The sequence below is a fragment of the Micromonospora sp. NPDC048842 genome, assembly GCF_040649935.1.
GTDB lineage: Bacteria > Actinomycetota > Actinomycetes > Mycobacteriales > Micromonosporaceae > Micromonospora > Micromonospora hortensis.
Genome location: NZ_JBEZGK010000012.1, coordinates 43003 through 64953, shown reverse-complemented (window position 1 = coordinate 64953; position 21951 = coordinate 43003). Strand labels below are relative to the sequence as shown.

Here is a 21951-nt window from a genome sequence, read left to right as displayed (position 1 = left end):
AGGCTTCAGCCATGTTCCGTGCGGCCCTGTCGGACGACTTCGAGCAGATCATCGGCCTCTACCGGCAACTGAATCCCGACGATCCGGTGTTGCGCGACGGATCTGACGTCGCGGCCTTCCAGCAGATCCTGGGCTCGCCGGCGCTGCGTCTCTTCGTTCTCGAAGTGGATGGAGTCGTCGTCGCCACGACGTACCTCAACGTGATCCCGAACCTCACCCGGTCGGCGTCGCCGTACGCGGTCATCGAGAACGTCGTCGTCGAGGAGTCGCGGCGCGGCACCGGCCTGGGTCGGCTGATCATGGCCGGCACACTCCAGGCCGCCTGGGATGCGGGCTGCTACAAGGCCATGCTGATGACAGGTTCGCGCGCGCCTGCGACGCACGCCTTCTACCGGGCCTGCGGGTTCTCACCCGACGCCAAGAGCGCATATCTGGCCCGACCGTCGCAGCGACGGCCAGGCTGCTAGGCGGCGGGGAAGGTCTCGCGCAGCGCTGGGTCCAGCGGTCGACCGCTCGTCGGTTCGATGAACAGCTCGGCGAGCAGGAGGTCGGCGAGGTAGGTGGGGTTGACGCCCGACTCCTTGCGCCCGAGGGACTGTAGCGCGCCGCCCAGTCGCAGGGCGGCGCTCGCGACGCCGGACGGCATCCGCGTGACCCGGCGGCGCCGACCGACTGCCTCGGCGATGCGCCCGATCATGTCGGTCCAGGTGAGGTTCTCGTCGGCGACCGGGATGTCCGCGTCGCTGGCCTGCTCCAGGGCGTCGACCGCGACTTCGGCCACGCTGCGGGCGGAGGCGGCGGCGCTGCCGCCGGCCGGGGCGACCAGCGGGGTACGCGAGCGGGCCCACCGGTCCAGCGGGCCGGCCCAGTTGGGCAGTCGGTCGCCAGCCCGGCCGAAGACGAAGGGCAGTTCGAGTACGGCGACCGGCAGGCCCTCGCCGGCGGCCGCCCGTCCCTCCCGGGCCTGCTCCAGGCGGCACCGGATGTACGTGTGCCGTTCGGCGAGGCGCCACTGCGGGTGGAGCCTGTCGAAGTAGGTGTAGTAGGAGCCCATCACGACGCCACGGGTGAGACCTTCGAGGCGGGCGGCGGTGAACAGGCGTACCACCGGGTCGACGTTGTCGCGGCGGAACTCGGGGTAGATCGGCTTGGGCAGCGGTCGTTGCTCCTCGGTGCGGGTGGCGTACACGACGCCGTCGTGCCCGGCGAGCAACGGCCGCAGGTCCTCGATCGAGGCGGAGCCGACATCGAGCAGATGGTCGACGCCCGGCTGGGCGCTGCGCGCCACAGTGGTCGCGGCATGGCCACGCTCCCGAAGCACGTCCACGACGTGAGCGCCGATCAGGCCGCTGCCACCCACCACAAGAATTCGCACGGTGCATCGTCCACTCTGGAACCCGCCCTTTGTCAAGCCGCTGCCGCTGCGGCAAGGGCGTCGAGGAGTTGTTGGTTCAGCATGAGCGCGTGCTGCGCCTCGGCGGTCGGCTGTTGTGCGACCGCATCAACGACCCGGACGAGCCCCTGCACGTGTACGCCGACCTCGCCGGGCACGCCTTCTGCGTCTTCGTCGGCTGAGGCGGGTTGCCGCCACCTCGCTCGGAGCGCAGGTTGACAACGGGCGGGGATGGCGTCCGCAACCCCGACATTGGCATAGGTTCGAGGTACGGAACGCCATCGCTGTGAAACGGGGTTGAGGATGCCGGAACCGCGCGCCTTCTGGCTGGACGAGCAGTTCGACCGCGAGCACGGCACCGACGGGAGCGGCCGGTACGAGGCCGAGGTGTTTCGTCGGATCGACGAGTTCGCCGACACCTGGGGTGACTTCGCGCCCGTGGCGTTCGCGGTGACCGCCTGGCGGCTGGCCACCGAGCTGTCGCCGGGCTTCGTGCGCTGGCACCGGCGGATCATCTCGGCGACCTGCGCGCGTAGCCCATGGGACGGCAGCCTGGTCTGCGCGGTGACAGTGGCGTCCCGCTGGCCGGCCGAGCTGACCTGGACCAAGCAGTGGCAGCGCGACCGTGGTTGGCAGAACTGGCCCCAGCTGTTCGGCCAGTTCACCACACCCACCGAGCAGGACCAGACGCGCCGCCCGCATCTGCGCGCGTTGCTCCAGGTGGAGGCGCCGGTCCCGCTGGACGACCTGCCGCCAACGCCCGACGGTCCGGACGACGAGGTCGCCGCAGCCGCGCGCCGGGCCGTGGCGGTGCTGGCCCGGGAGCTCAACGACCTCCTCGCGCCCATGATCGGGCAGCTCGACGCCGGGGTGCCGGCGGACTCCTGAGAAGCCCGCCGGCCGGTAGGGTCGTCGGCGTGGATCTGGACGCCATCGCCGCCCGGCTCGGGGTGCCCGTCGAGGAGGTCGACCGCGTGCACCGGCTCGCCGGTGACGGGCCGTCAGCCCCGTTGCCAGCCAAGGCCGACGCGCCCGCGATCCTCGACCGGCTCGCCGTGCGCCCGGACGACGCCGCCGAGGTCATGGCGGGCTGGCCCGACCCGGACTCTCCGCTCTGGACCCCGGAGCTGCGCTGGCTGCTCGACCGCTCGACCGCCCTGGTCCGCGCCGACCTCGCTGGCTACGAGTGGCTCTCGCCCGGCCCGGAGTTGCCGCGCGAGCGCGGGCCCGCGTGGCGACACCTCTACGTGTACGCGTACCTGGCCCAGGTCGACGTGGTGCGCGGGTACCACAGCGACCACGGTGTCCCCGAGGCCGTGACCTGGGTGACCCTGGCCGATCTGGGCCGCAACCTCGCCATCGACCGACGGATGCGCGGCGAGGGCTGGCCGATCATGCAGAGCTGGCTGACACTGCACTCGCGCGGCAGCGTCTACGAGCTGGGCCGGCTACAGCACCAGCGTGGCGACGGCGCCATCGGCCTACACGTCCCCGATTCGGGGCCGTTGACCTCGGAGGCGGTCGCGGCGTCCCTCGACGAGGCCCGCGCGTTCTTCCCCCGGCATTTCCCCGACGAGCGCTACACAGCGTTCTCCTGCGCCTCGTGGCTGCTCGACCCACAACTGCGGGAGTACCTTCCCGAGGACTCCAACATCGTGCGGTTCCAGCGCCGGTTCGAGCTGGAGCCCTACGACGAGTCGGCGGGGCCGGATGCCGACATCGAGGTCCTGCGGTTCGGGTTCCGGACCCTGACCACGCCACTCGACGAGCTGCCGCGCCGCACGGTGCTCCAGCGCGCGATCATCGACCACCTGCGGGCCGGCGGCCACTGGCACTGGCGTCACGGCCGCTTCCCGATCTAGGCGACCGCGTCCCACCACGCGCCGTTGGCGGCCGCCTGGCCTGCCGGTTCGATGATTTCCCACACCTCCGCGATGAGTCCGTCGGCGATCCGCAGGATGTCGACCACCACGATCTCCGGCCCTCCACCGGGGAGTCGGCGTCGCGAGTGCACGACGACGTGGTCACCATCGGCCAGCAGGTGCAGGATGTCGACCCGCATGCCGGCGGTCGGGCCCAGCGCGGCGCGGACCGCGGCGAGCCACTGCGCCCCGGTCGATGTCGTCGCATCCGACCGGTGATGGGTGAAGTCCTCGCTCAGACAAGACGCGAGCGTGTCGACGTCGCCGGTGTCGACCAGCCCCGCCAACGCACGCCCGACGATGCTCTTGTTCTCGGTGGTCATGGCCGCAAGTGTTTGCCCGCCCTCGTGCGCTTGTCGATGACATAGCACTTCATGGCGTCCCGGGCGACGATGAGTAGGCTCATGATCGTGTATGCGGTCGGGGAACTCCTGCGGCAGTGGCGTAAGCGCCGAGGGCTCAGCCAACTCGACCTGGCGATCGCCGCGGATGTCTCGGCTCGGCACGTCAGCCTGGTCGAGACCGGCAGGTCCACGCCGAGCGCCGACATGATCCTCCGGCTCGCCGACCAGCTCCACGTGCCGCTGCGTGATCGCAACCAGCTGTTGCTCGCCGCCGGCTTCGCACCCCGGTACGCGCAGCGCCCGCTCGACGACGCCGCCCTGTCGGGTGCCCTCGACGCGGTCCGCAGGGTGCTCCAGGCGCACGAGCCGTACCCGGCGCTGGTCTTCGACCGCCGGTGGAACATCGTGCTGACCAACCGCGCGGTCGACCCGTTCTTCGCCCACGCGGCACCCGACCTGTTGCGGCCACCGGTCAACCTGGTTCGGCTGGGCCTGCACCCGCGCGGGCTCGCCCCTCTGGTCGTCAACCTGGCCGACGTACGGGCGGTGTTCCGCAGCCGGATCTCGCGCCAACTCGCCGCCGCGCCCGACCCGGAACTCACGGCGCTCTACGAAGAACTGCTGAGCCCGCTGCCCCAGGAGCCGCCGGACGAACGGGTCGACGCCGACGTGGTGATCCCGATGATCCTGCGGATCGGTGGACGCGAGCTGCGGCTGTTCTCGACCATCACCACGTTCGGCACCCCGATGGACATCACCGTCGAGGAGATCGCTGTGGAGTCCTACTACCCCGCGGACCAGCAGAGCGCCGCCTACTTCACACGGTAGGGCCCGGCCTGGTAACCGCCCAGGCCGGGCCCACCACATGCTGGTCAGCCGGTGGTCAGGACGAACCTCTCCCAGGACCCGACCGACGTCCGGTTGGCGATCAGTGATCCGGCCCCGGCGTTCTCGGCGGCCACGATCTGGTTGTTGGCCAGAGCCCGCAGACCGACAGTCCCGTCGGAGTTGTTGATGATCTGGAACGTCTCCCATGGTCCGATCGTCGTGCGGTTCGCGATCAACGGATTGGCGCCGGCGTTGTCGGCGCAGACGTACAGCCCGTTGGCGCGCGACCGCAGGGCGATGTTGCCGTTGCCGGCGTCCACCCGATCGAACTGCTCGGACGTCGAGACGCTCGCCTTGTTGGCGATCAGCGGGTTGGTGCCGACGGCCGACACGTACTGGTTGTTCACCTGCGCCCTCAGCGTGATCCCCCCGCTGGGGGTGGTGGTACCGGTGGTGAAGGTGAACGCGTCGACGTCGAACAGGTTGCCCGAGCCACCCTTGAAGACCAGGTACAGAGTGGTCGACGCGCTGGGCGGGTTGCTGATGGCGGTGGAGACGTCGACGAAGGTCTCCCAGCTACCGGTCACCGGCACCGTGGCGGTGCCCAGCAGGGATCCGGTGGCCGACCCTGCGCGAACCTCGATGGTGCCGCCGGCGCCGGCCGACGAGACCCGCGCGGTGAACCGGTTCGCGTTGGACAGGTTGTACGGCTGGTAGGAGATCCAGTCGTTGTTCTCGATGAACCCGGCCGTGCGGCCACCCTCGGCGTTGGTGTGGTCGGTGGCCTGGACACCGGACTGGGCGCTGAAGTGCTCACCCTGGCGGTGTTTCGGTTGCAGCGTCTTGATGCTGTGCGTGGTGAGCCCACCGTTGTCGGTGTACGCGGCGTCGAAGACCCCGTAGATGTTGGCCGCCGAGTCGTGCTCACCGTCGGTCGGGACGGTGATCGTGCCGCTGCACCCGGTCTTCGAGGTGATCTGGTGGGCGTGGCTGTCGTGGCCCAGCGCGTACGTCAGGCTCACCTTGGAGCAGTCGATGGTGCCGTCCTGCGGGTCGCTCACCGAGATCTGGTACGGCACCGTGTCACCGAAGGTGAACAGCTGACCGTCGGTGGGCGAGGTGAGGGACACCGTCGGTGCGGTGTTGCCCACTGTGACGATCAGGCTCGCCGTGCCGGACAGGCCGGTCGGGTCGGTGACCTTCAGGGTGGGGCTGTACGAGCCGTTCGTGGTGTACGTCTTGGTGGGGTTGGCCGCCGTCGACGTGGTGCCGTCGCCGAAGGTCCACAGGTAGCTGAGCGCGCCACCCTCCGGATCGGAGCTGCCGGCCGACGAGAAGTTGACGGTCAACGGGTTGGCCCCCGACGTGGGGTTCGCCGAGGCGACAGCGATCGGGCTGCGGTTGCCGCCACCGATGTACTCGATCCGGAAGAGCGCCTGGTTGTTCGAGCCGGTGCCGTAGTCCAGCACGTACAGGGCACCGTCCGGGCCGAAGGCCATGTCCATGACCTGGGTGCCGGTCCACGGGAAGTTGGAGATCTCCCCGCGCGAGCCGTCGGAGTTGACAGCGATGGCCTTGATCCAGCGGCGGCCGTACTCACCGGCGAAGAACTGACCGTTCAGCGAAGACGGGAACTTGATGCTGGAGTTGAGCGAGGCGTCGTACCGGTAGACCGGCCCACCCATCGGCGACTCCGAGCCGCTGCCGAACTCCGACGGTGAACCGGAGTCGCCCGCGTACTTGATCCAGGCCGGCTTCGCCGCAGGCAGCGTGCCGAGCCCGGTGTTGCGGAACGAGTTGTTGGTCGGCCCACCCGAGCAGTTGTACTTGGACTGCGACGGCCCGGACGGGAAGGTGTATTCATTGTATGTTTCCGTGCTGGTGTTGCTGCCGGTGCAGTACGGCCAGCCGTAGTTGCCGGGCGCCGCGATGCGGTTGAACTCGACCTGACCGGAGGGGCCACGGCTCGAGTTCGTGGACCCGGCGTCGGGGCCGTAGTCGCCGAGGTAGACGACACCGGTCGCCTTGTCGACGCTCATCCGGAACGGGTTGCGCAGACCCATCGCGTAGATCTCCGGGCGGGTGCCCGAGGTGCCGGGCGCGAACATGTTGCCCGACGGGATCGTGTACGTGCCGTCCGCCTGCGGCTTGATCCGCAGCACCTTGCCCCGCAGGTCGTTGGTGTTGCCCGCCGAGCGCTGGGCGTCGAACTGCGGGTTGCGGTTGGTCCGTTCGTCAAGTGGCGCGTAGCCGGACGACTCGAACGGGTTGGTGTCGTCGCCGGTGGTCAGGTACAGGTTGCCGGCGGCGTCGAAGTCCAGGTCACCGCCGACGTGGCAGCACTGCCCACGGTCGTTGGCGACCTGGAGCACGATCTTCTCGCTACCCAGGTTGAGCGTGTCGTCGCTGTTGAGGGTGAACCGCGACAACCGCAGGTGCCCCTTCCACCGGTCCCAGTCAGACTGTGAGCCGGTGGTCGGGGCGTCCCCGGACGGGGTGCTCAGCGTGGGGGAGTAGTACAGGTAGATCCACCGGTTGCTGGCGAAGTTCGGGTCGACGGCGACGCCCTGCAACCCCTCCTCGTCGTGGGTGTAGACCGACAGGGTGCCGGAGACCTTGGTGTTGCCGGCCACGTCGGTCACCCGCAGAACACCGTTGCGGGCGGTGTGCAGCACCGAGCGGTTCGGCAGGACGGCCAGGGACATGGCCTCACCGAGCTCGCCCGAGCCGGTGGCGAGCTTGACCTGCTGATAGTCGGAGGCGGGGATCACCGCCGCCTGGGCGGTGGACGGTGCAGCCACAGCGAGGGCCGCGCTCGCGACGGTGAGGACCGCCGCGAAGAGCGCCCGGGGCCAGCGCCGGGGGTACGAGAGCATGATCGTCCTTTCTCGACGACCGGTGGACGGGCGCGCGGGGGCGCACCACGACCAGGTGGGGTGGTGGAGACGAGCGGGGGGACCAGGTCAGTTGGTGGTGACCAGGTCGAACTTCTCCCACTGACCGATGGAGGTCCGGTTGGCGATCAGCGGGGACCCGCCACCGTTGTCAGCGGCGACGTAACGGTTGTTCACGGTGGCCCGCAGGCTCACAGTGCCGTCGGAGTTGCGGACCAGCTGGAAGGTCTCCCAGGCACCGGCGGTGGCCCGGTTGGCGATCAGCGCGGCGGCACCGGCGTTCTCGGCGGCGACGAACTGCCCGTTGCCCTTGGCGCGCAGCGCCACGTTGCCGTTGGCGAGGTTCACCAGGTCGAACCGCTCGGTGGTGCCCACCGAGGTCTTGTTGGCGATCAGCGGGGTGCTGGCGTTGGGGGAGCTGACGTACTGGTTGTTGGCGCGGGCCCGCAGGGTGGAGCCGCTGGCGGTGGGCGGCGGGGTCGTGGTGCGCGGCGAGCAGTCGGCAGTCACGGAGCCCGCGGCGACCTGGAGGCCACCGAGCAGCATCCGGGTGAAGTTCGGGTCGGTGTACGACGCCTCGGTGTGCCCGAGGCCCGTGTACCAGGCACGCCCGCCGCCGTACGCCTTGCACCAGGTGATCGGGTGGTCGCCGCTCATGTTGCCGCCGCTGTAGGACGACTCGTCGAGGCTGGCCAGCACCCGGGCGCTGGACCGGGGGTTGGTGCGGTAGTTGTACCACTCGTCGGAGCGGACCCAGGTGGTCCCGAGGTGGGCGGTCGAGGGGTTGGTCTGGTCCTCGATCTTCACCGTGGCGTTCTGGATCGCCGGGTGCGAGTCGAACCATGCTCCGACCAGCGAGCCGTACCACGGCCAGCTGTACTCGGTGTCGGCTGCGGCGTGCACGCCGACGTAGCCACCACCGGCGGCGATGTACGACTCGAACGCGCTCTGCTGGCTGGCGTTGAGGACGTCGCCGGTGGTCGACATGAAGACCACCGCCTGGTACTGGGCCAGGTTGGAGGTGGTGAACTGGGCGGCGTCCTCGGTCGAGGTCACTGTGAAGCCGTTGGCCGAGCCGAGCTGCTGGATCGCGGCGATGCCGTTGGGGATGGACGAGTGCCGGAACCCGGCGGTCTTGCTGAACACCAGGACCTTGGTCAGGGGTGCCGCCGAGGCGGGGGTCGGCAGTGCCACCAGGCTGGCCAACATGACGGCCAGGCCGGTGACGAGTGCCAACAGGCGGGGACGGGAACGCATGGTCTTGCTCCTCTGCTGAGCGTCGACCTCAGGCTGTGCACACGGTTAGGCCGGAGGCCGCGATGGCGGTGGTGCGGAAGCCGGGCCGCCGATGCTCGGCTGAGGTGGTGCGGGGTGGTGGGGGTGCAGGGGTGGGCTTGCTGAAACCAGCCGATGACGGAGAGCACCCACATTGGACGATCAAAATTCATCGACTGGCATCGTTGACGCAGTAAACCTCCGATGTCTACGCCCCGTCAAGCCCAGGCGCTCCGGGCCGAGCGCACCCGTGCGTGGCCGGCGGAGGTGCTGAGGTGAGACGTATGACGTATGGTCGGTGTATGGCCATCGACGAAGATCGAGAACAGCTCGCCGGGCACCTCGTGGCGCTGCGGCTGGCCGTCGCGCGGCCAACCACTGCGGCCCTACGCGGGACTGCGGGTGCCGCGGGTCGCCATCAGGATGAGGTCGGCGATCGTCTCCGGGTGCGTGACCATGGCCAGATGCGATGATTCGACCTCAATGGTCGTGGCGTTCATCCGATCGGCCAGAAACCGCTCCAGCTCCGGCGCTGTAGTGCGGTCCTGAGTGGAGATCGAGTAAAAGCACTGCCGAGCCCGCCAGGCGGCCGTGGTCGTGCGGCCCTGGAAGAGGTCCTTGGCGATCGGGCCCTGCACCGCGTACAAGGCGCGGGCGCGGGCCTCCTCGATTCCACCGGCGAAGTCGGCCAGGAAGGCGCTCTCGCTGAGCTGCGCGTACCCGTCGTGGTGCACGAGGCCGGCGTTCGCTGGTGGCGTGGGATATTTCGCCGCGAGCGCGTTGTAGTCCTCGCCGGCGTCCGGCGCGCGGGCCGCCACGTACACCAGGGCGGTGACCCTCGGGTGGTTGCCGGCCTCGCTGATGATCGTGCCGGCCCAGGAATGGCCCACCAGCACCGTCGGGCCGTCCTGGCGGTCGAGGGCGCGGTTGGTGGCCGCGACGTCGTCGGCCAGGGAGGTCAGCGGGTTCTGCACCGCGGTGACCGTCAGCCCGGCCCGCTGTAGCAGCGGGATGACGTCGGACCAGGACGAGCCGTCGGCGTACGCGCCGTGGACCAGGACCACGTTGCGAACGGGCGTGGCCGAAGACGTGTCGCTCATCCGAAGAACCTCCGCACGACGCCGTGCCGTCGCTCGCTGGTCGACGACAGCTCTCGCCCGCCACTCTTCCCCACGCCGGTCGGGCCGGTGGGCCAAACGCCCAGGCTTCAGCCCTTCAACGCACCGGCTCGGGTGCGAGGGCGCGCCAGTTCAGGCGGTCCCGGTAGTGGTGTCGCAGGACCAACCAGCTCACTGAGAACGGGATGGCCCCCATGGCCACCACGCCCAGGACGTCCGCGCCGACCACGTCGAAGACCGCCCCGACGTCGCCGAACAGCTGAGCGACAGTTTGGAACGCGACGTGCAGGCCGATGCCGGCCCAGATGTCGCCGGTGGCGGCGCGGAAGGCGCCCAGCAGTAGCGCGAAGACGAAGAAGAGCGCCAGTCGGTCGACGGACCTCGCCGCCCCGGTAAGGAACCCGAACACTGTGAACAGCACCGCCTGCCCGATGGTCGCCTGCCAGGCGGGCAGCCGGGTGGCGAGATTGTGTTGCAGGTACCCGCGGAAGATCAGCTCCTCCGGCAGCGCCTCCTTCAGGAAAACCAGCACGACCAGCAGCGCCGCCACCCGCAGCACGTCCCCGACGGACGTCCGGACACTGATCTCGACCCAGCCGAGACCGAGGCAGAGTGCGAACCCCACAGCGGCGGGCACGAGCCAGCAGGCCATGCCGAACAGCAGACGCCGCCAGCCGGCGCGCAGCGACGGCAACCCGAGGCCGGCCCACGGCCGTCGGTCCAGGACGCGACGGGCGACGACCACCAGGGGTACGACCAGCGCGGTGGTGAGAACCGCCCCGACCGCATGGGTGGGCCGGTCGTAGTCACGATCGAGCAGGACGCCCAGGAACAGCCACACCAGCACGGCGGCGGCGGACACGACGAGGATCCGCCAGGGCAGGGCGAGACGAGATCCGGCGCTCACCACGCGCAGCCTAGCCAGCGACGTCAATTGCGGACGGTCAGCGCCCGAGGACGAGATAGCCGAGGCCGAGGACACCCCGGTAACCGCCGACGTACTGGCACAACCGGTCGTCGAGTTCCGCGCGGACCTCGGCCGCACGGGGATCCTCCGGGTACGCCAGCAGCCACTCCTGCCGGCCGGCGAGCCAGGTGGACTCGAAGTCGTCCCATTCCCGCTGATCGGCGGTGCTCAGGTGCAGCAACCGCCAGCCCCGCTGACGGGCGGCCTCGACCAGGCCGGGCAGGGTCGGGACCTCCGGGCCGAAGACCTCGGCGATCTCCGCCGTGGGGGGCCGCTCCCAGTACGCGTCACCGAACAGCAGCCGCCCACCGGGCCGGACCACTGCGGCGAGGGCGTCGAGGGCGGCCTCGGTGCCGCCGAAGGCGTGTGCCGAGCCGATGCAGAGGACCCGGTCGGCCGGCTCATGCCAGGCCGCCGCTTCCCCCATCACGAAGGCGACGTGCCGGTTCAATGACCGCCCCGCGGCCAGCCGCCGCCCTCGGGCGAGCGCGCCCTCGTCGGTGTCGACGCCGACGCCCCGCGTCGCGACCGGACCGGAGACACCGCCGGCGGCGACCGCCCGCAGCAGCAGCTCACCCCAGCCGCAGCCGAGGTCGAGTACGCGCGCGCCGGGGCGGACGTCGAGCCGTTGCAGCAGCAACGCGGCGTGCTCCGGCGAGAGCGGAGTGTTCCAGCGCATCCGCGCGTAACGGCTGGCGGCGAGGTGGTCGGTTGACTGCATCCGTTGAGGGTGTCAAGCCGTCCGCCGGGTCCGGCACCGGGGCGTACGGCAGGATCAGTGGAGTGGACGCTGAGCGTGCGGGGCCGGCGCGGCGGCCGACCCCGCAGGAGGTGTCTGCGGCGGCCGGCCGGGGTCTGCCGGACATCATCGGCCCCGGGCTGCGCGTGCTGTTCTGCGGCTACAACCCGGGCCTCTACTCGGCCGCCGTGGGGGAGCCGTTCGCCCGACGGGGCAGCCGATTCTGGCCGGCCCTGCACGGAGCCGGCTTCACCGATCGCCAGCTGCACTCGTGGGAACGCGACGAGCTGCTGCGGCAGGGCCTGGGCATCACCAGCCTGAGCAACAGGGCCACCGCCCGCGCCGCCGAGCTGACCCCGGAGGAACTGGTGGCCGGTGTGACCGGGTTGGCGGTGAAGGCCGAACGCTACCGGCCGCGCTGGGTGGCGATCCTCGGGGTGAGCGCGTACCGGATCGCCTTCGCCCGACCGAAGGCCGGGCTGGGCCCGCGACCGGACCGGCTGGGGCCGGCCCAGGTCTGGGTGCTGCCGAACCCCAGCGGCCTGAACGCGCACTTCCCGCTGCCGGCGTTGACCGCCGAGTTCGCCAAGCTGCGGCGGGCCCTCGACCCCTAGCCGGCCGCGGCGGCCAGCCCTTGGTAGTAGGGCTGCATCGCCGGGTGGTAGTCGTCGAACTCCGGGCGGGGCGAGCCGTCCCGGGAGGCGACCAGCATGTCCAGGTAGTACTCCCAGCCGGCGCCGACCTCGGCGATGCCCTCCACACTGGTGAGATGCTGGACGAACCGCAGCTCGGTGCTGCCGTCGGTCTCGGTCAGCACCATCTCCAGCAGCCAGGTCCCGTAGCTGTCGATCATCGACACGGCGAGGCGCTGCTGCGGTTCGCACGCGTCGATGAGTACCTCACACCAGGGCTGCTGCTCCTCGTACGCCATCTGGACCCGGATGGTCCGTCCGGGCCCGGCGTCGCCCTCCCACGGGCCGAACCAGCGGGCCGTGCGCTCGGGCTCGGTCAGGCTGGCCCAGACGTCCGCCGCCGGGGCGCGGAAGGTTCGGGTGAGGACGAGATCGTGGCCGGTGTCGGTGTGAAACAGGCGTCCGGCGGGTGTGCGGGTCATGCCGTGTGCTCCCTTCGGTGCTCCGCCGGGCCGCGGCTGCGGCGCTCTCGGCGGGTGCGATAGACCTCGGTCTCCAGTGCGTCGAGGTGCCGCTCCCACCGGTCGGTCGCTGCGAGCGCGGCGAGCCAGTCGACCAGCGGAGCGAGCGGGCGCGGATCGAGTCGGTAGATCCTCTGGCGGCCGACCATCTCGTCGTGCACCAGACCGCTCTCGCGAAGCAGCCGTAGGTGGCGGCTGATCGCGGGTCGGCTGATCACGAATCGCTGGGCGATGTCACCAGCGGACAGCGGCTCGTCGCGCAGCAGGGTCAGGATGTGCCGCCGTACCGGGTCGGCGATCGCGGTGGCCACCTCGTTCACTCGGGAAGCGTAACCTATGGGTTACGGGTTTGCGTGGTGAAGGCCACGCTCGGCCGCATGTCGCCACGTCGATGGTGGTCACATGATCACTTGACCTGGCACTCTGTATGGCATGGCCGCCCTCCTTCGCTCCCGCCTGACCGACTGGACGTTCGTCGTACCTGTGCTCGCCGTCCTGATATTGATGGTCACCTGGGGGCGGAGCCTGCCTGGGCCCGTCATCGTGGTTGTCGCGGTGCTGCTGGGCGGCGCTGTGCTCGCGGCGGTGCACCACGCGGAGGTGGTCGCCCACCGGGTGGGGGAGCCGTACGGGTCCCTCGTGCTCGCCGTCGCGGTCACCGTGATCGAGGTGGCCCTGATCGTCACGCTCATGATCAGCGGGCCGGAGAAGACCCAGTCGCTCGCCCGCGACACCGTCTTCGCCGCCGTCATGATCACCTGTAACGGGATACTCGGCCTGTCCCTGCTGCTCGGGGCGCTGCGCCGTCGCGTCGCGGTGTTCAACCCGGAGGGCACCGGCGGCGCCCTGGCCACCGTGATCACCCTGGCCACCCTGAGTCTGGTCATCCCGACCTTCACCACGGCCCGGCCCGGCCCGGAGTTCAGCCCGGCCCAGCTCACCTTCGCCGCCGTCGCCTCGCTGGCGCTCTACGGGCTGTTCGTGCTCGTGCAGACCGGTCGGCACCGCGACTACTTCCTGCCGGTCGACAGCCGGGGCAAGGTCATCGAGACGGAGGAGCACGCCAAGCCGCCCACGACCCGCGCGGCGATGGTCAGCCTGGGCCTGCTGCTGGTGGCGCTGGTCGCGGTGGTCGGCGACGCGAAGACGGTCTCCCCGACCATCGAGGCCGGGGTCGCGGCGGCGAACCTACCGCACGCGTTCGTCGGCGTGATCATCGCCCTGCTGGTGCTGCTGCCGGAGACCCTGGCCGCCGCCCGCGCCGCCCGCCGCGACCGCGTCCAGACCAGCCTGAACCTCGCGCTCGGCTCGGCGATGGCCAGCATCGGCCTGACCATCCCGGCCATCGCGATCGCCTCGATCTGGCTGGACGGCCCGCTGCTGCTCGGCCTCGGCGGCACCCAGCTCGCCCTGCTCGCGCTCACCGCCGTGACCGCCGTCCTCACCGTGGTGCCCGGCCGGGCCAACGTGTTGCAGGGCGGCGTACACCTGGTGCTGCTGGCCGCGTTCGTCTTCCTGGCCGCCAGCCCGTGACCCGCACGGGCCGTGCGGCTCAGCCCGTGATCCGCACGGCCGGCCGGCTCCGCCCGTGACCCGCACGGGCCGTGCGGCTCAGCCGGCGGGCGGCGGGTCGCCCGCGAGGCCCCCCGCGCGGGCGTTCAGGTAGCGCTGCTGCGCCAGGTTCGTCGAACGCGCCGCCGCCATCCGGTACGCCTCCCGCGCAGCTACCCGCTCACCCTCCAACTCCCAGAGGTGGGCGCGGGCGGCCGGCAGTCGCGGGTCGTCGGCCAGGCGGGGGTCGTCGGCCAGGTCGGCGAGCAGCGCCAACCCGGCCGGCGCGCCCCGGCTCATGGCCACCGCCACGGCGTGGTTGAGCGCCACCACTGGGTTGTCGGACATCCCGAGGAGCACCTCGTACAGGGCGGTGATCTGCGCCCAGTCGGTGGCCGCCGCGTTGGGCGCCTCGTCGTGCACGGCCGCGATGGCCGCTTGGAGCTGGTACGCCCCGACCACCCCGCGCGGCAGCGCCCCGGTGATCAGCTCGACCCCCTCGGTGATCTGGTCGGCCCGCCACCGGGAGCGGTCCTGCTCGGCCATCGGCACCAGCTCGCCGTGCGGGCCGATCCGCGCCGGCGCGCGGGCGTCGGTGAGCAGCATCAACGCGAGCAGCCCGGTGACCTCGGGGTCCTCGGGCACCAGCCGGCGCACCAGCCGGGTCAGTCGGATCGCCTCGGCGGTCAGGTCGGCGCGCAGCAACCCGGGCCCGGCGGTGCGGGCGTACCCCTCCGTGAAGATCAGGTAGAGCACGTGCAGCACGGCGGCGAGCCGGTCGGCGCACTCCGGGCCGGTGGGCGGCGCGAACCGCAGCCCACTGTCACGGATCCGCTGCTTACCCCGACTGATCCGCCGGGTCATCGTCGCCTCCGGCACCAGGAACGCGCGCGCCACCTCGGCAGTGCTCAGCCCGCCCACGGCGCGCAGGGTGAGCGCGATCTGCGACGCCGCCGACAGCGCCGGGTGGCAGCACAGGAACAACAGGATGAGCGTGTCGTCGGCGTCCGCCGGCGGACGGTCGGCGGCGGGGGCGCGCCACTGCTCCGGGAGCACCCACCGGGCCACCGTGTTCTCCCGCCGGATCCGGGCCTGCTCGCGACGGAGCAGGTCGGTCAGCCGACGGGACGCCACGGTGATCAGCCAACCGCGCGGATTTTCCGGTACGCCGTCGCGCGGCCAACCGTGCGCCGCGGCGATCAGCGCCTCCTGCACCGCGTCCTCGGCCGTGTCGAAGTGCCCGTAGCGGCGTACCAGCGCGCCGAGGACCTGCGGCGCCAGCTCGCGCAGCAGGTCCTCGGCGGGAGTCTCCGGCACCCTGTCAGCCGGCCAGGTCCTCGACACCGTCGAGAACCGGCCGCACGTCCACGTAACCGCCGGGGGCGTCCGGGTCGACCAGGCCGGCGGCGATCTCGGTGGCCCGGTCGAAGCTGGCGCACTCCACGATGGTGTAACCGGCGAGGACCTCCTGCGTCTCCGGGTACGGGCCGTCGGTGACCACTGGTGTCCCCTCGCGCACCTGCACCCGGCGGGCGTGCACCGGCTCGCTCAGGCCCCGGGCGTCGACCAACTCGCCGGACTCGGCCAGCGCCTGGTGGAAGGTCTCCATGTGCTTGTGCATCGCCGCGATCTGCTCGGCCGACATCGCCGGCCGGTCGGAAGCCCGCCCCGACAGCACGTCGTAGTCCTGCTGCGACCCGTAGAGCAAAATCATGTACTTCACGGTTCTTCCCCTCCTCCTGCGAGGACACCACCCCGGCGCCCCCACAGGAAACGTCGAACCCAACCCCCGGTCCCGGACACCCCCTGCCCCACCCGAACCGGTGATCATGAAGTTAGCGTCACGACACGCCGAGTGGGATGACGCCAACTTCATGATCACCGAGGTTCCGGGGTGGTCGGCGGGGCCTAGGTTGGCGGGATGACTGTGGTGTGGGTGGTGGGCGGGGTCTTTGTTGTCTTGGCGGGTTTGGCGTTTGGCGTCGTGGCGCGGCGGGGGCGGATTCGTGAGGTTGGGGGCGACGACCCTCGGGCTGGGCGGGACGCTCGGGCGCGGCAGCAGCGGTACGAGGCCGAGCGGCACGGTGACCAGGGCGACACGTGGCAGCGCGGCCGGGAGTCGGGCGGGTGAGCGACCCTACTGGCCGTACGAGCGGCGCAGCCGACCCGGGACCATCGGAGGTGAACCGTTCGGCCACCTCGTGCGTGAATCGGTGATGGGCGTGGCGGTCGTATCGTCGGGGTACATCGCAGCGCGAGCACCGATGTCTGGGGAGGCACAGTGGGGGCACGGTTCGGACGCGACGCGCGGGGCCCGCTGGCGGGTCTGCTGATCGCCGCCCTGGTCTCCCTCGCCTGCGCCGGCGGTGGGCTGGCCGAGCCGGAGGCCGAACGCCCCGGGGTGAACCCGACGGCCGCGTCACCGGGCCCGAGCACCACCCGGGCCGACAGCACCACCAGCGTCGCCGAGTTCGAGCAGGACGTCGCCGACGCGCAGGCGGTCGCCGAGCGGTACTGGGCGGCCCAGTTCAAGGAATCCGGGCAGCGCTTCCGACCGATCCGGCGGATCATCCCGTACCAGCGCGACGGCGAGGTGTCCTGCGGCGGCCAGTCGTTGCCCCGCAACAACGCCGTCTACTGCTCGCAGGGCGACTTCATCGCGTACGACGTCGCCTGGTCGGTGGCGGCGTTCCGCCAGGTCGGCGACGCGTTCGTGTTCTACCTGCTCGGGCACGAGTACGCGCACGCCATCCAGGTGCGGCTCGGCATCAACTACAGCTTCACCATCCAGCAGGAGTTGCAGGCCGACTGCATGGCCGGGGCGTACCTCGGCGATTCGGTGCGCTCGCGGGCCCTGACCCTCGCCGAGGGTGACCTGGACGAGTTCCGGGAGGGGGTGGCGGCGGTCGGCGACGACCCGGACCAGCCGTGGTTCGCGGAAGGGGCGCACGGCACCGCCGAGCAGCGCACCGACATGTTCTTCAGGGGTTACGAGGGTTCCCTGAAGGAGTGCGACCTGGGCTGAGCGGGGTTGCCCGGATCACCCTGGAGCCCGTTGCCGCCACCGGCCCCGGGAGCTGCTGGCAGGATCGCCGGTGTCGGTCACGACCCTGGAGGTTCCGCTGAGCAGCCATCACCCCGCCGCTGTGCTCTTCGACATGGACGGCACGCTGGTCGACAGCGAGAAGCTGTGGGACGTCGCGTTGCAGGAACTCGCGAAGGAATACGGCGGCGAACTCTCCGTCGAGGCCCGCCAGTCGATCATCGGCACCGCCATGGCCGAGTCGATGCGCATCCTGCACGACGACCTGGGGCAGCCGGAACGGGATCCGGAGATCAGCGCGGCGTGGATCAACACCCGGATCCTGGAGCTGTTCCGCACCGGCCTGCCCTGGCGGCCGGGCGCGTTCGACCTGTTGCGCGCGGTCCGCGCGGCGGCAATCCCCACCGCGCTGGTCACCTCCAGCCCTCGGGCGCTGGTCGAGATCGCCCTGGACACCCTTGGTCGGGACAACTTCGACACTGTGGTCGCCGGTGACGAGGTGGTGGCGGCCAAGCCGCACCCCGAGCCGTACCTGACCGCCGCCCGGCTGTTGGGTGTGCCGATCGAGCGGTGCGTGGCGATCGAGGACTCACCGACCGGGGTGGCCAGCGCGCTCGCCTCGGGCGCGGCGGTCCTGGCCGTACCGGCGGAGGTGGCGTTGCCGAGCACTGTCGGCGTACACCAGGTGGAGAGCCTGACCGGCGTGGACCTGGCGCTGCTCGCGGGCCTGCTGACCGATCGGGCCGCGACGACCGGCTGACCCGCCCGGCGCGGGTCCGACGGTGCGCGGCTGTCGCGACCGGCCTCGTTCACTGGCGCTCGGCGAAGACCGCCGCGACCACCTGGTAGCTGTCGAACGCCCGCGCGGCCCCCGCGTACGCGGCCAGGTGGATGAACAGCTCGACGATCTCCTCCCTGGTCACGCCCGAGGTCAGCGCGATGCGCAGCTGCCCGCGCAGCGGCTCGTGGGTGCCGAGGGCGGCGGCGATCGCCACCGAGACCAGGCACCGGCTGCGCAGGTCCAGGCCTTCCCGGGGCCAGGCCGCGCCGAAGGTCTGCACGGTGGCGAGACGACGGAAGTCGTTTCCCACCGACGGCTCACCCTCGCCGAGCGGCAGGACCAGCGGCTGCCCGAGCAGCCGCTCGGCGTTGTCGAGTGCCCGCTGGTACGCGTCCTGATCGGTCATGTCACCGGCCCCGGTTCTCCGACCGCCCGCTCGCGGGGCGGGCCGGCGCCCTGCCGGCAGCACCAGCCTGGCAGTCGCGTACGGGTGGCCGAGGGGGAATGGGACACGCCGAGGCCCCCGTCGCGCGGATGGCGACCGGGGGCCTCGGTAGTGCCGATCAGTCGTGGGCGATGGCGCCCAGGACGTTGATCCGGGCCGCCCGGATCGCCGGGAGCACCGCGGCCACCACGCCGATGATGGCGGCGAGACCGAGGAAGACACCCATCTGCCCCCAGGGCAGGATCAGGTCGGTGATGCCCTCGTCCTTGAGGGCCTCGACCACTGCGGCGCCGAGGCCGGTGCCCACCACCACGCCGAGCAGCGCACCGAACACCGAGATCACCACCGCCTCCACGGTGATCATGCCCATGGTCTGGGACCGGCGCAGGCCGATCGCCCGCAGCAGACCCAACTCGCGGGTCCGCTCCAGCACCGACAGGGCCAGGGTGTTGATGATGCCCAGCACGGCGATCACGATGGCCAGCGCGAGCAGGATCTGGATCATCGTGAGCAGCCCGTCGAGCGAACTGGTCTGCTGCTTGATGAACGCGTCCCGGTCGGCCACCGACACCTCGGGGCTGTCCGCGAGCAACGCCTCCACCTGCGGCTGGACGTCGGACACCCGGGTGCCCGGGTCCAGTTGGATGAAGCCCTGGATGGGCTGCGGGATGGCGAAGTCCTTCGCCGCGGTCGCCGGCAGCGTCACCGGGTTGGTCAGCTGCGACGACTCGTAGATGCCGCTGATCGTGTAGGTGCGTGCCTCGCCCCGGGTCAGCTGCACGTTGACAGTGGAGCCCACCGACCAGCCACGGGACGTTGCGGTGTCCGAGCTGGCGAGCATCTGGGTCGGCCCGAGCCGGTCGATGTCACCGGCGGTCGGCTTCGCGCCGAAGATCTGCCGCAGCGACGCGATGTCGCTGCTCGCCGCGACCCAGGTGCTCTCCCCGTCGATCCGCCCCATGTCGCCGTACTCGCCGTCGACCAACCGCACACCGGGCAGGGCCTTGGCCTGATCCAGTACCCCCGGGTCGAAGGTCGGCGGACGCGGGCCGCCCTGCTGACCGGCGATCACCAGCTCGGCCTTGATGGTGTCCTGGGCGAGTGCGCTGATGCTGCCCTTGGCCGAGTCGAGGATGACAGTGACACCGGTGACCAGCGCGATGCCGACCATCAGCGCGGCGGCGGTGATCGCCGTACGACGCGGGTTGCGCCCCGAGTTGAGCCGGCCCAGCTTGCCCGGCACCGACCAGGAGAAGATCGCCCCGAGCAGGCTCACCACCGGCCGGCTGATCAACGGGGTCAGCAGCGCCACCCCGATGAAGGCGAACAGCACCCCACCGAGGATGGTGGCCAGGGTCTGACCCCCGGCGTTGCCGCTGAGCCCGAGGAACAGCAGCACCGCGCCGACGCCGGTGACCAGCGACCCGGCAACGGTGACCTTGGTCAACGGCCGGTCCGGGGTGGCCACGTCCTGCATGGCAGCGATCGGCGGGATCCGGGACGCCCGCAGCGCCGGCAGCAACGCCGCCACCACGGTGATCACCAGACCGACGGCGAACGAACCGATCACCGCGGCCGCCGGCACGCCGATCCCGGCCAGTGTGAGCCCACCGGCGAGCTTGCCGAACAGGAACGCCAGCAGCGCGCCCACCCCGATACCGGCGGCGAGGCCGAGCACCGACGCGATCAACCCCACCGCGATGGCCTCCAGCACCACCGAACCGATGATCTGCCGGCCGCTGGCCCCGATGGCGCGCATCAGCGCCAACTCCCGGGTCCGCTGCGCCACGATGATCGAGAAGGTGTTGAGGATCAGGAAGGTGCCCACCAGCAGCGCCACCGCGGCGAAGCCGAGCAGGATCTTGTTGAAGAAGGACAGGCCCTCCTTCAGGCTCGCCGAGGCGTCCGCGGCCACCTGCTCGCCGGTCTTCACCTCGAAGTCCGCGCCCAGGGTGCGGGCCACGTCGTCGCGCAGCTTCTCGTCCGAGACCCCGCCGGCGGCCTGCACAGTGATGCTGCTGAACACGTCCGGCTCGCCCAGCATCAGCCGCTGCGCCACCGGCGTGGTGAAGAAGACCTCGTTGACCCCGCCGATCGAGTCCCGGTCACCGCTGTAACCGAAGACGCCGACCAGTGTGAAGTCCCGCTTCTTCGACTCGAACGCGGTGAGCACGCCGACCTTCTGGCCGACCTGCACCTTCGCGGCCGTGGCCAACGCCTTGTTGATGACGATCTCGTCCTCGGCCTGCGGCGCGCGCCCCTCACGCAGCTTCAGCAGCTCGCTCTCGCCGATCCAGTTCTCGCCCAACTGCGGCGGGCCGAACGACGTGACGACCTTGCCGTTGCTGCCGATCACACGTGCGCCGTCGGCGTTGACCACACCGGTCGCCGAGGCCGCCCCCGGCACCTGCTTCACCCGGTCCACCAGCGTGGCCGGCAGCGGCGCGACCGTCTGCTCGCCCTCCATCTCGTTGACCTGGACCTTCGGCTTCGCCGCGACGTTCACGTCGATTTCGGAGAAACCGTCGGCGAAGACCGAGTCGAAGGAGCGACCCAGCGTGTCGGTGAGCACGAACGCGCCGGAGACGAACATCACCCCAAGCACCACCGCCAGGCCGGACAGGATCAGCCGGACCTTACGGGCCAGCAGACTCTTCAGCGTCGCGCGGAACATCAGTTGCCCACCTCGGCCGCAGTGTCCAGCTTCTTCATGGTGTCCAGCACCGTCTCGGCGGTCGGCTCGATCAGCTCCGAGACGATCTCGCCGTCGGCGAGGAAGACCACCCGGTCGGCGTACGCGGCGGCCGTCGGGTCGTGGGTGACCATCACGATGGTCTGGCCGTGCTCCCGAACCGAGTTACGCAGGAAGTTGAGCACCTCCGCGCCGGAGCGCGAGTCCAGGTTGCCGGTCGGCTCGTCCGCGAAGATCACCTCGGGGCGGGAGACCAGCGCCCGGGCGCACGCCACCCGCTGCTGCTGCCCACCGGAGAGCTGTGCCGGCCGGTGGTCCAGCCGGTCCTTCAGACCCACCGTCTCGATCACCGTGTCGTACCAGGCCGGGTCCGGCTTGCGCCCGGCGATCGACAGCGGCAGCAGGATGTTCTCCTTGGCGGTCAGCGTCGGCAGCAGGTTGAACTGCTGGAAGATGAAGCCCACCTTGTCGCGGCGCAACTTCGTCAGCCCCGCGTCGCCCAGCCCCGTGACCGTGGTCTCACCGATCGACACCGTCCCCCGGGTCACCGAGTCCAGGCCGGCCAGGCAGTGCATCAGCGTCGACTTCCCGGAACCCGACGGGCCCATGATCGCGGTGAAGCGGCCACGTTCGAACTCCGCGCTGACCCCCCGCAGCGCGATGACCTGAGCCTCGCCGCTGCCGTACACCTTCCACACGTCGTTCGCCCGGGCCGCGGCCTGCGCCTGCTGGCCTACCGTCGCGGTCACGTCATCTACCTCTTCCGTCTGTCCGAAAATGCACGCCGCCCCCCGATGGTCCGGCGC

22 protein-coding genes are annotated in these 21951 nt (G+C 70.8%); 8 read left to right on the top strand and 14 right to left on the bottom strand.

Annotated features, from left to right (window positions below):
- The first annotated feature begins 11 nt into the window (after nucleotides 1-11).
- Nucleotides 12-467 (top strand): GNAT family N-acetyltransferase, encoded by a 456-nt coding sequence (locus AB0C19_RS18585; RefSeq protein WP_357186639.1) that lies wholly within the window; start codon nucleotides 12-14, stop codon nucleotides 465-467.
- Here the strand turns inward: AB0C19_RS18585 and AB0C19_RS18580 are convergent.
- Nucleotides 464-1375 (bottom strand): NAD-dependent epimerase/dehydratase family protein, encoded by a 912-nt coding sequence (locus tag AB0C19_RS18580; RefSeq protein ID WP_357186636.1) that lies wholly within the window; start codon nucleotides 1373-1375, stop codon nucleotides 464-466. The genes AB0C19_RS18585 and AB0C19_RS18580 overlap by 4 nt on opposite strands.
- A 321-nt stretch (nucleotides 1376-1696) precedes the next feature.
- Here AB0C19_RS18580 and AB0C19_RS18575 point away from each other — a divergent pair, with 321 nt between their 5' ends.
- Together AB0C19_RS18575 and AB0C19_RS18570 are read left to right on the top strand one after the other, a co-directional pair.
- On the top strand, nucleotides 1697-2281 hold the full coding sequence (locus tag AB0C19_RS18575; protein ID WP_357186633.1) for a hypothetical protein: 585 nt from the start codon (nucleotides 1697-1699) through the stop codon (nucleotides 2279-2281).
- Nucleotides 2282-2310: 29 nt separating this feature from the next.
- Complete coding sequence (locus AB0C19_RS18570) at nucleotides 2311-3255, top strand: acyltransferase domain-containing protein (protein WP_357186630.1); 945 nt, start codon at nucleotides 2311-2313, stop codon at nucleotides 3253-3255.
- Here the strand turns inward: AB0C19_RS18570 and AB0C19_RS18565 are convergent.
- Nucleotides 3252-3638, bottom strand: a complete 387-nt coding sequence (locus AB0C19_RS18565; protein WP_357186627.1) for a nuclear transport factor 2 family protein — start codon at nucleotides 3636-3638, stop codon at nucleotides 3252-3254. The genes AB0C19_RS18570 and AB0C19_RS18565 overlap by 4 nt on opposite strands.
- 81 nt (nucleotides 3639-3719) lie before the next feature.
- On the opposite strand from AB0C19_RS18565, the gene AB0C19_RS18560 reads away from it, so the two are divergent.
- Nucleotides 3720-4487, top strand: coding sequence for a helix-turn-helix transcriptional regulator (locus AB0C19_RS18560; protein WP_357186624.1), 768 nt, complete (start codon nucleotides 3720-3722; stop codon nucleotides 4485-4487).
- 44 nt (nucleotides 4488-4531) lie between these two features.
- Here AB0C19_RS18560 and AB0C19_RS18555 read toward each other — a convergent pair whose 3' ends face one another.
- From AB0C19_RS18555 to AB0C19_RS18535, 5 genes are all read right to left on the bottom strand, one after another.
- Nucleotides 4532-7363, bottom strand: a complete 2832-nt coding sequence (locus AB0C19_RS18555; RefSeq protein ID WP_357186621.1) for a PQQ-dependent sugar dehydrogenase — start codon at nucleotides 7361-7363, stop codon at nucleotides 4532-4534.
- An 87-nt stretch (nucleotides 7364-7450) separates the two neighbouring features.
- A complete protein-coding gene (locus AB0C19_RS18550; protein ID WP_357187043.1) occupies nucleotides 7451-8590 on the bottom strand; it encodes a ThuA domain-containing protein in 1140 nt (379 codons plus the stop codon).
- A 452-nt stretch (nucleotides 8591-9042) separates the two neighbouring features.
- On the bottom strand, nucleotides 9043-9756 hold the full coding sequence (locus tag AB0C19_RS18545; protein WP_357186618.1) for an alpha/beta hydrolase: 714 nt from the start codon (nucleotides 9754-9756) through the stop codon (nucleotides 9043-9045).
- 115 nt (nucleotides 9757-9871) lie between these two features.
- Nucleotides 9872-10681, bottom strand: coding sequence for a type II CAAX endopeptidase family protein (locus tag AB0C19_RS18540; protein ID WP_357186614.1), 810 nt, complete (start codon nucleotides 10679-10681; stop codon nucleotides 9872-9874).
- Nucleotides 10682-10718: 37 nt separating this feature from the next.
- The gene (locus AB0C19_RS18535) at nucleotides 10719-11462 is read right to left on the bottom strand and encodes a methyltransferase domain-containing protein (RefSeq protein ID WP_357186611.1); all 744 of its coding nucleotides are present in this window, start codon (nucleotides 11460-11462) and stop codon (nucleotides 10719-10721) included.
- Between the two features lie 62 nt (nucleotides 11463-11524).
- On the opposite strand from AB0C19_RS18535, the gene mug reads away from it, so the two are divergent.
- On the top strand, nucleotides 11525-12094 hold the full coding sequence (gene mug, locus AB0C19_RS18530; protein ID WP_357187040.1) for a G/U mismatch-specific DNA glycosylase: 570 nt from the start codon (nucleotides 11525-11527) through the stop codon (nucleotides 12092-12094).
- Here mug and AB0C19_RS18525 read toward each other — a convergent pair.
- Together AB0C19_RS18525 and AB0C19_RS18520 are read right to left on the bottom strand one after the other, a co-directional pair.
- On the bottom strand, nucleotides 12091-12594 hold the full coding sequence (locus tag AB0C19_RS18525) for an SRPBCC family protein (RefSeq protein WP_357186608.1): 504 nt from the start codon (nucleotides 12592-12594) through the stop codon (nucleotides 12091-12093). The genes mug and AB0C19_RS18525 overlap by 4 nt on opposite strands.
- Entirely contained in the window at nucleotides 12591-12953 is a 363-nt protein-coding gene (locus AB0C19_RS18520; RefSeq protein WP_357186605.1) for a metalloregulator ArsR/SmtB family transcription factor, read from the bottom strand. The genes AB0C19_RS18525 and AB0C19_RS18520 overlap by 4 nt, the downstream gene beginning before the upstream one ends.
- Before the next feature lie 112 nt (nucleotides 12954-13065).
- Here AB0C19_RS18520 and AB0C19_RS18515 point away from each other — a divergent pair, with 112 nt between their 5' ends.
- Nucleotides 13066-14166 carry an ionic transporter y4hA gene (locus AB0C19_RS18515; RefSeq protein WP_357186602.1) on the top strand — a complete coding sequence of 367 codons (1101 nt, stop codon included), beginning with the start codon at nucleotides 13066-13068 and terminating at the stop codon, nucleotides 14164-14166.
- 78 nt (nucleotides 14167-14244) lie between these two features.
- On the opposite strand, the gene AB0C19_RS18510 is transcribed toward AB0C19_RS18515, so the two are convergent.
- Together AB0C19_RS18510 and AB0C19_RS18505 are read right to left on the bottom strand one after the other, a co-directional pair.
- Entirely contained in the window at nucleotides 14245-15501 is a 1257-nt protein-coding gene (locus AB0C19_RS18510) for a DUF6596 domain-containing protein (protein WP_357186600.1), read from the bottom strand.
- A gap of 4 nt (nucleotides 15502-15505) precedes the next feature.
- Nucleotides 15506-15898: a YciI family protein gene (locus AB0C19_RS18505; RefSeq protein WP_357187037.1), complete on the bottom strand. Its 393-nt coding sequence runs from the start codon at nucleotides 15896-15898 to the stop codon at nucleotides 15506-15508.
- Nucleotides 15899-16465: 567 nt separating this feature from the next.
- Here AB0C19_RS18505 and AB0C19_RS18500 point away from each other — a divergent pair.
- Nucleotides 16466-17209, top strand: a complete 744-nt coding sequence (locus AB0C19_RS18500) for a neutral zinc metallopeptidase (RefSeq protein ID WP_357186597.1) — start codon at nucleotides 16466-16468, stop codon at nucleotides 17207-17209.
- Nucleotides 17210-17330: 121 nt separating this feature from the next.
- Nucleotides 17331-17987, top strand: a complete 657-nt coding sequence (locus tag AB0C19_RS18495) for an HAD family phosphatase (RefSeq protein ID WP_357187035.1) — start codon at nucleotides 17331-17333, stop codon at nucleotides 17985-17987.
- A gap of 49 nt (nucleotides 17988-18036) precedes the next feature.
- Here AB0C19_RS18495 and AB0C19_RS18490 read toward each other — a convergent pair whose 3' ends face one another.
- The 3 genes from AB0C19_RS18490 to AB0C19_RS18480 form a co-directional block, all read right to left on the bottom strand.
- Nucleotides 18037-18414: a carboxymuconolactone decarboxylase family protein gene (locus AB0C19_RS18490; protein WP_091408607.1), complete on the bottom strand. Its 378-nt coding sequence runs from the start codon at nucleotides 18412-18414 to the stop codon at nucleotides 18037-18039.
- Nucleotides 18415-18571: 157 nt separating this feature from the next.
- Nucleotides 18572-21127 carry an FtsX-like permease family protein gene (locus AB0C19_RS18485; protein WP_357186594.1) on the bottom strand — a complete coding sequence of 852 codons (2556 nt, stop codon included), beginning with the start codon at nucleotides 21125-21127 and terminating at the stop codon, nucleotides 18572-18574.
- On the bottom strand, nucleotides 21127-21894 hold the full coding sequence (locus AB0C19_RS18480) for an ABC transporter ATP-binding protein (RefSeq protein ID WP_210781706.1): 768 nt from the start codon (nucleotides 21892-21894) through the stop codon (nucleotides 21127-21129). Before AB0C19_RS18480 ends, AB0C19_RS18485 begins: the two co-directional genes overlap by 1 nt.
- Between the last annotated feature and the right edge of the window lie 57 nt (nucleotides 21895-21951).

Bases quoted from the DNA above. Each gene is read 5' to 3' on its own strand.
- AB0C19_RS18525 (WP_357186608.1), bottom strand. From the start codon at position 12,594: ATGACCCGCACACCCGCCGGACGCCTGTTTCACACCGACACCGGCCAC.
- AB0C19_RS18575 (WP_357186633.1), top strand. From the start codon at position 1,697: ATGCCGGAACCGCGCGCCTTCTGGCTGGACGAGCAGTTCGACCGCGAG.
- AB0C19_RS18565 (WP_357186627.1), bottom strand. From the start codon at position 3,638: ATGACCACCGAGAACAAGAGCATCGTCGGGCGTGCGTTGGCGGGGCTG.
- AB0C19_RS18545 (WP_357186618.1), bottom strand. From the start codon at position 9,756: ATGAGCGACACGTCTTCGGCCACGCCCGTTCGCAACGTGGTCCTGGTC.
- AB0C19_RS18560 (WP_357186624.1), top strand. From the start codon at position 3,720: ATGATCGTGTATGCGGTCGGGGAACTCCTGCGGCAGTGGCGTAAGCGC.
- AB0C19_RS18555 (WP_357186621.1), bottom strand. From the start codon at position 7,363: ATGCTCTCGTACCCCCGGCGCTGGCCCCGGGCGCTCTTCGCGGCGGTC.
- AB0C19_RS18485 (WP_357186594.1), bottom strand. From the start codon at position 21,127: ATGTTCCGCGCGACGCTGAAGAGTCTGCTGGCCCGTAAGGTCCGGCTG.
- AB0C19_RS18550 (WP_357187043.1), bottom strand. From the start codon at position 8,590: ATGTTGGCCAGCCTGGTGGCACTGCCGACCCCCGCCTCGGCGGCACCC.
- AB0C19_RS18490 (WP_091408607.1), bottom strand. From the start codon at position 18,414: ATGACCGATCAGGACGCGTACCAGCGGGCACTCGACAACGCCGAGCGG.
- AB0C19_RS18585 (WP_357186639.1), top strand. From the start codon at position 12: ATGTTCCGTGCGGCCCTGTCGGACGACTTCGAGCAGATCATCGGCCTC.
- AB0C19_RS18515 (WP_357186602.1), top strand. From the start codon at position 13,066: ATGGCCGCCCTCCTTCGCTCCCGCCTGACCGACTGGACGTTCGTCGTA.
- AB0C19_RS18535 (WP_357186611.1), bottom strand. From the start codon at position 11,462: ATGCAGTCAACCGACCACCTCGCCGCCAGCCGTTACGCGCGGATGCGC.
- AB0C19_RS18505 (WP_357187037.1), bottom strand. From the start codon at position 15,898: ATGATTTTGCTCTACGGGTCGCAGCAGGACTACGACGTGCTGTCGGGG.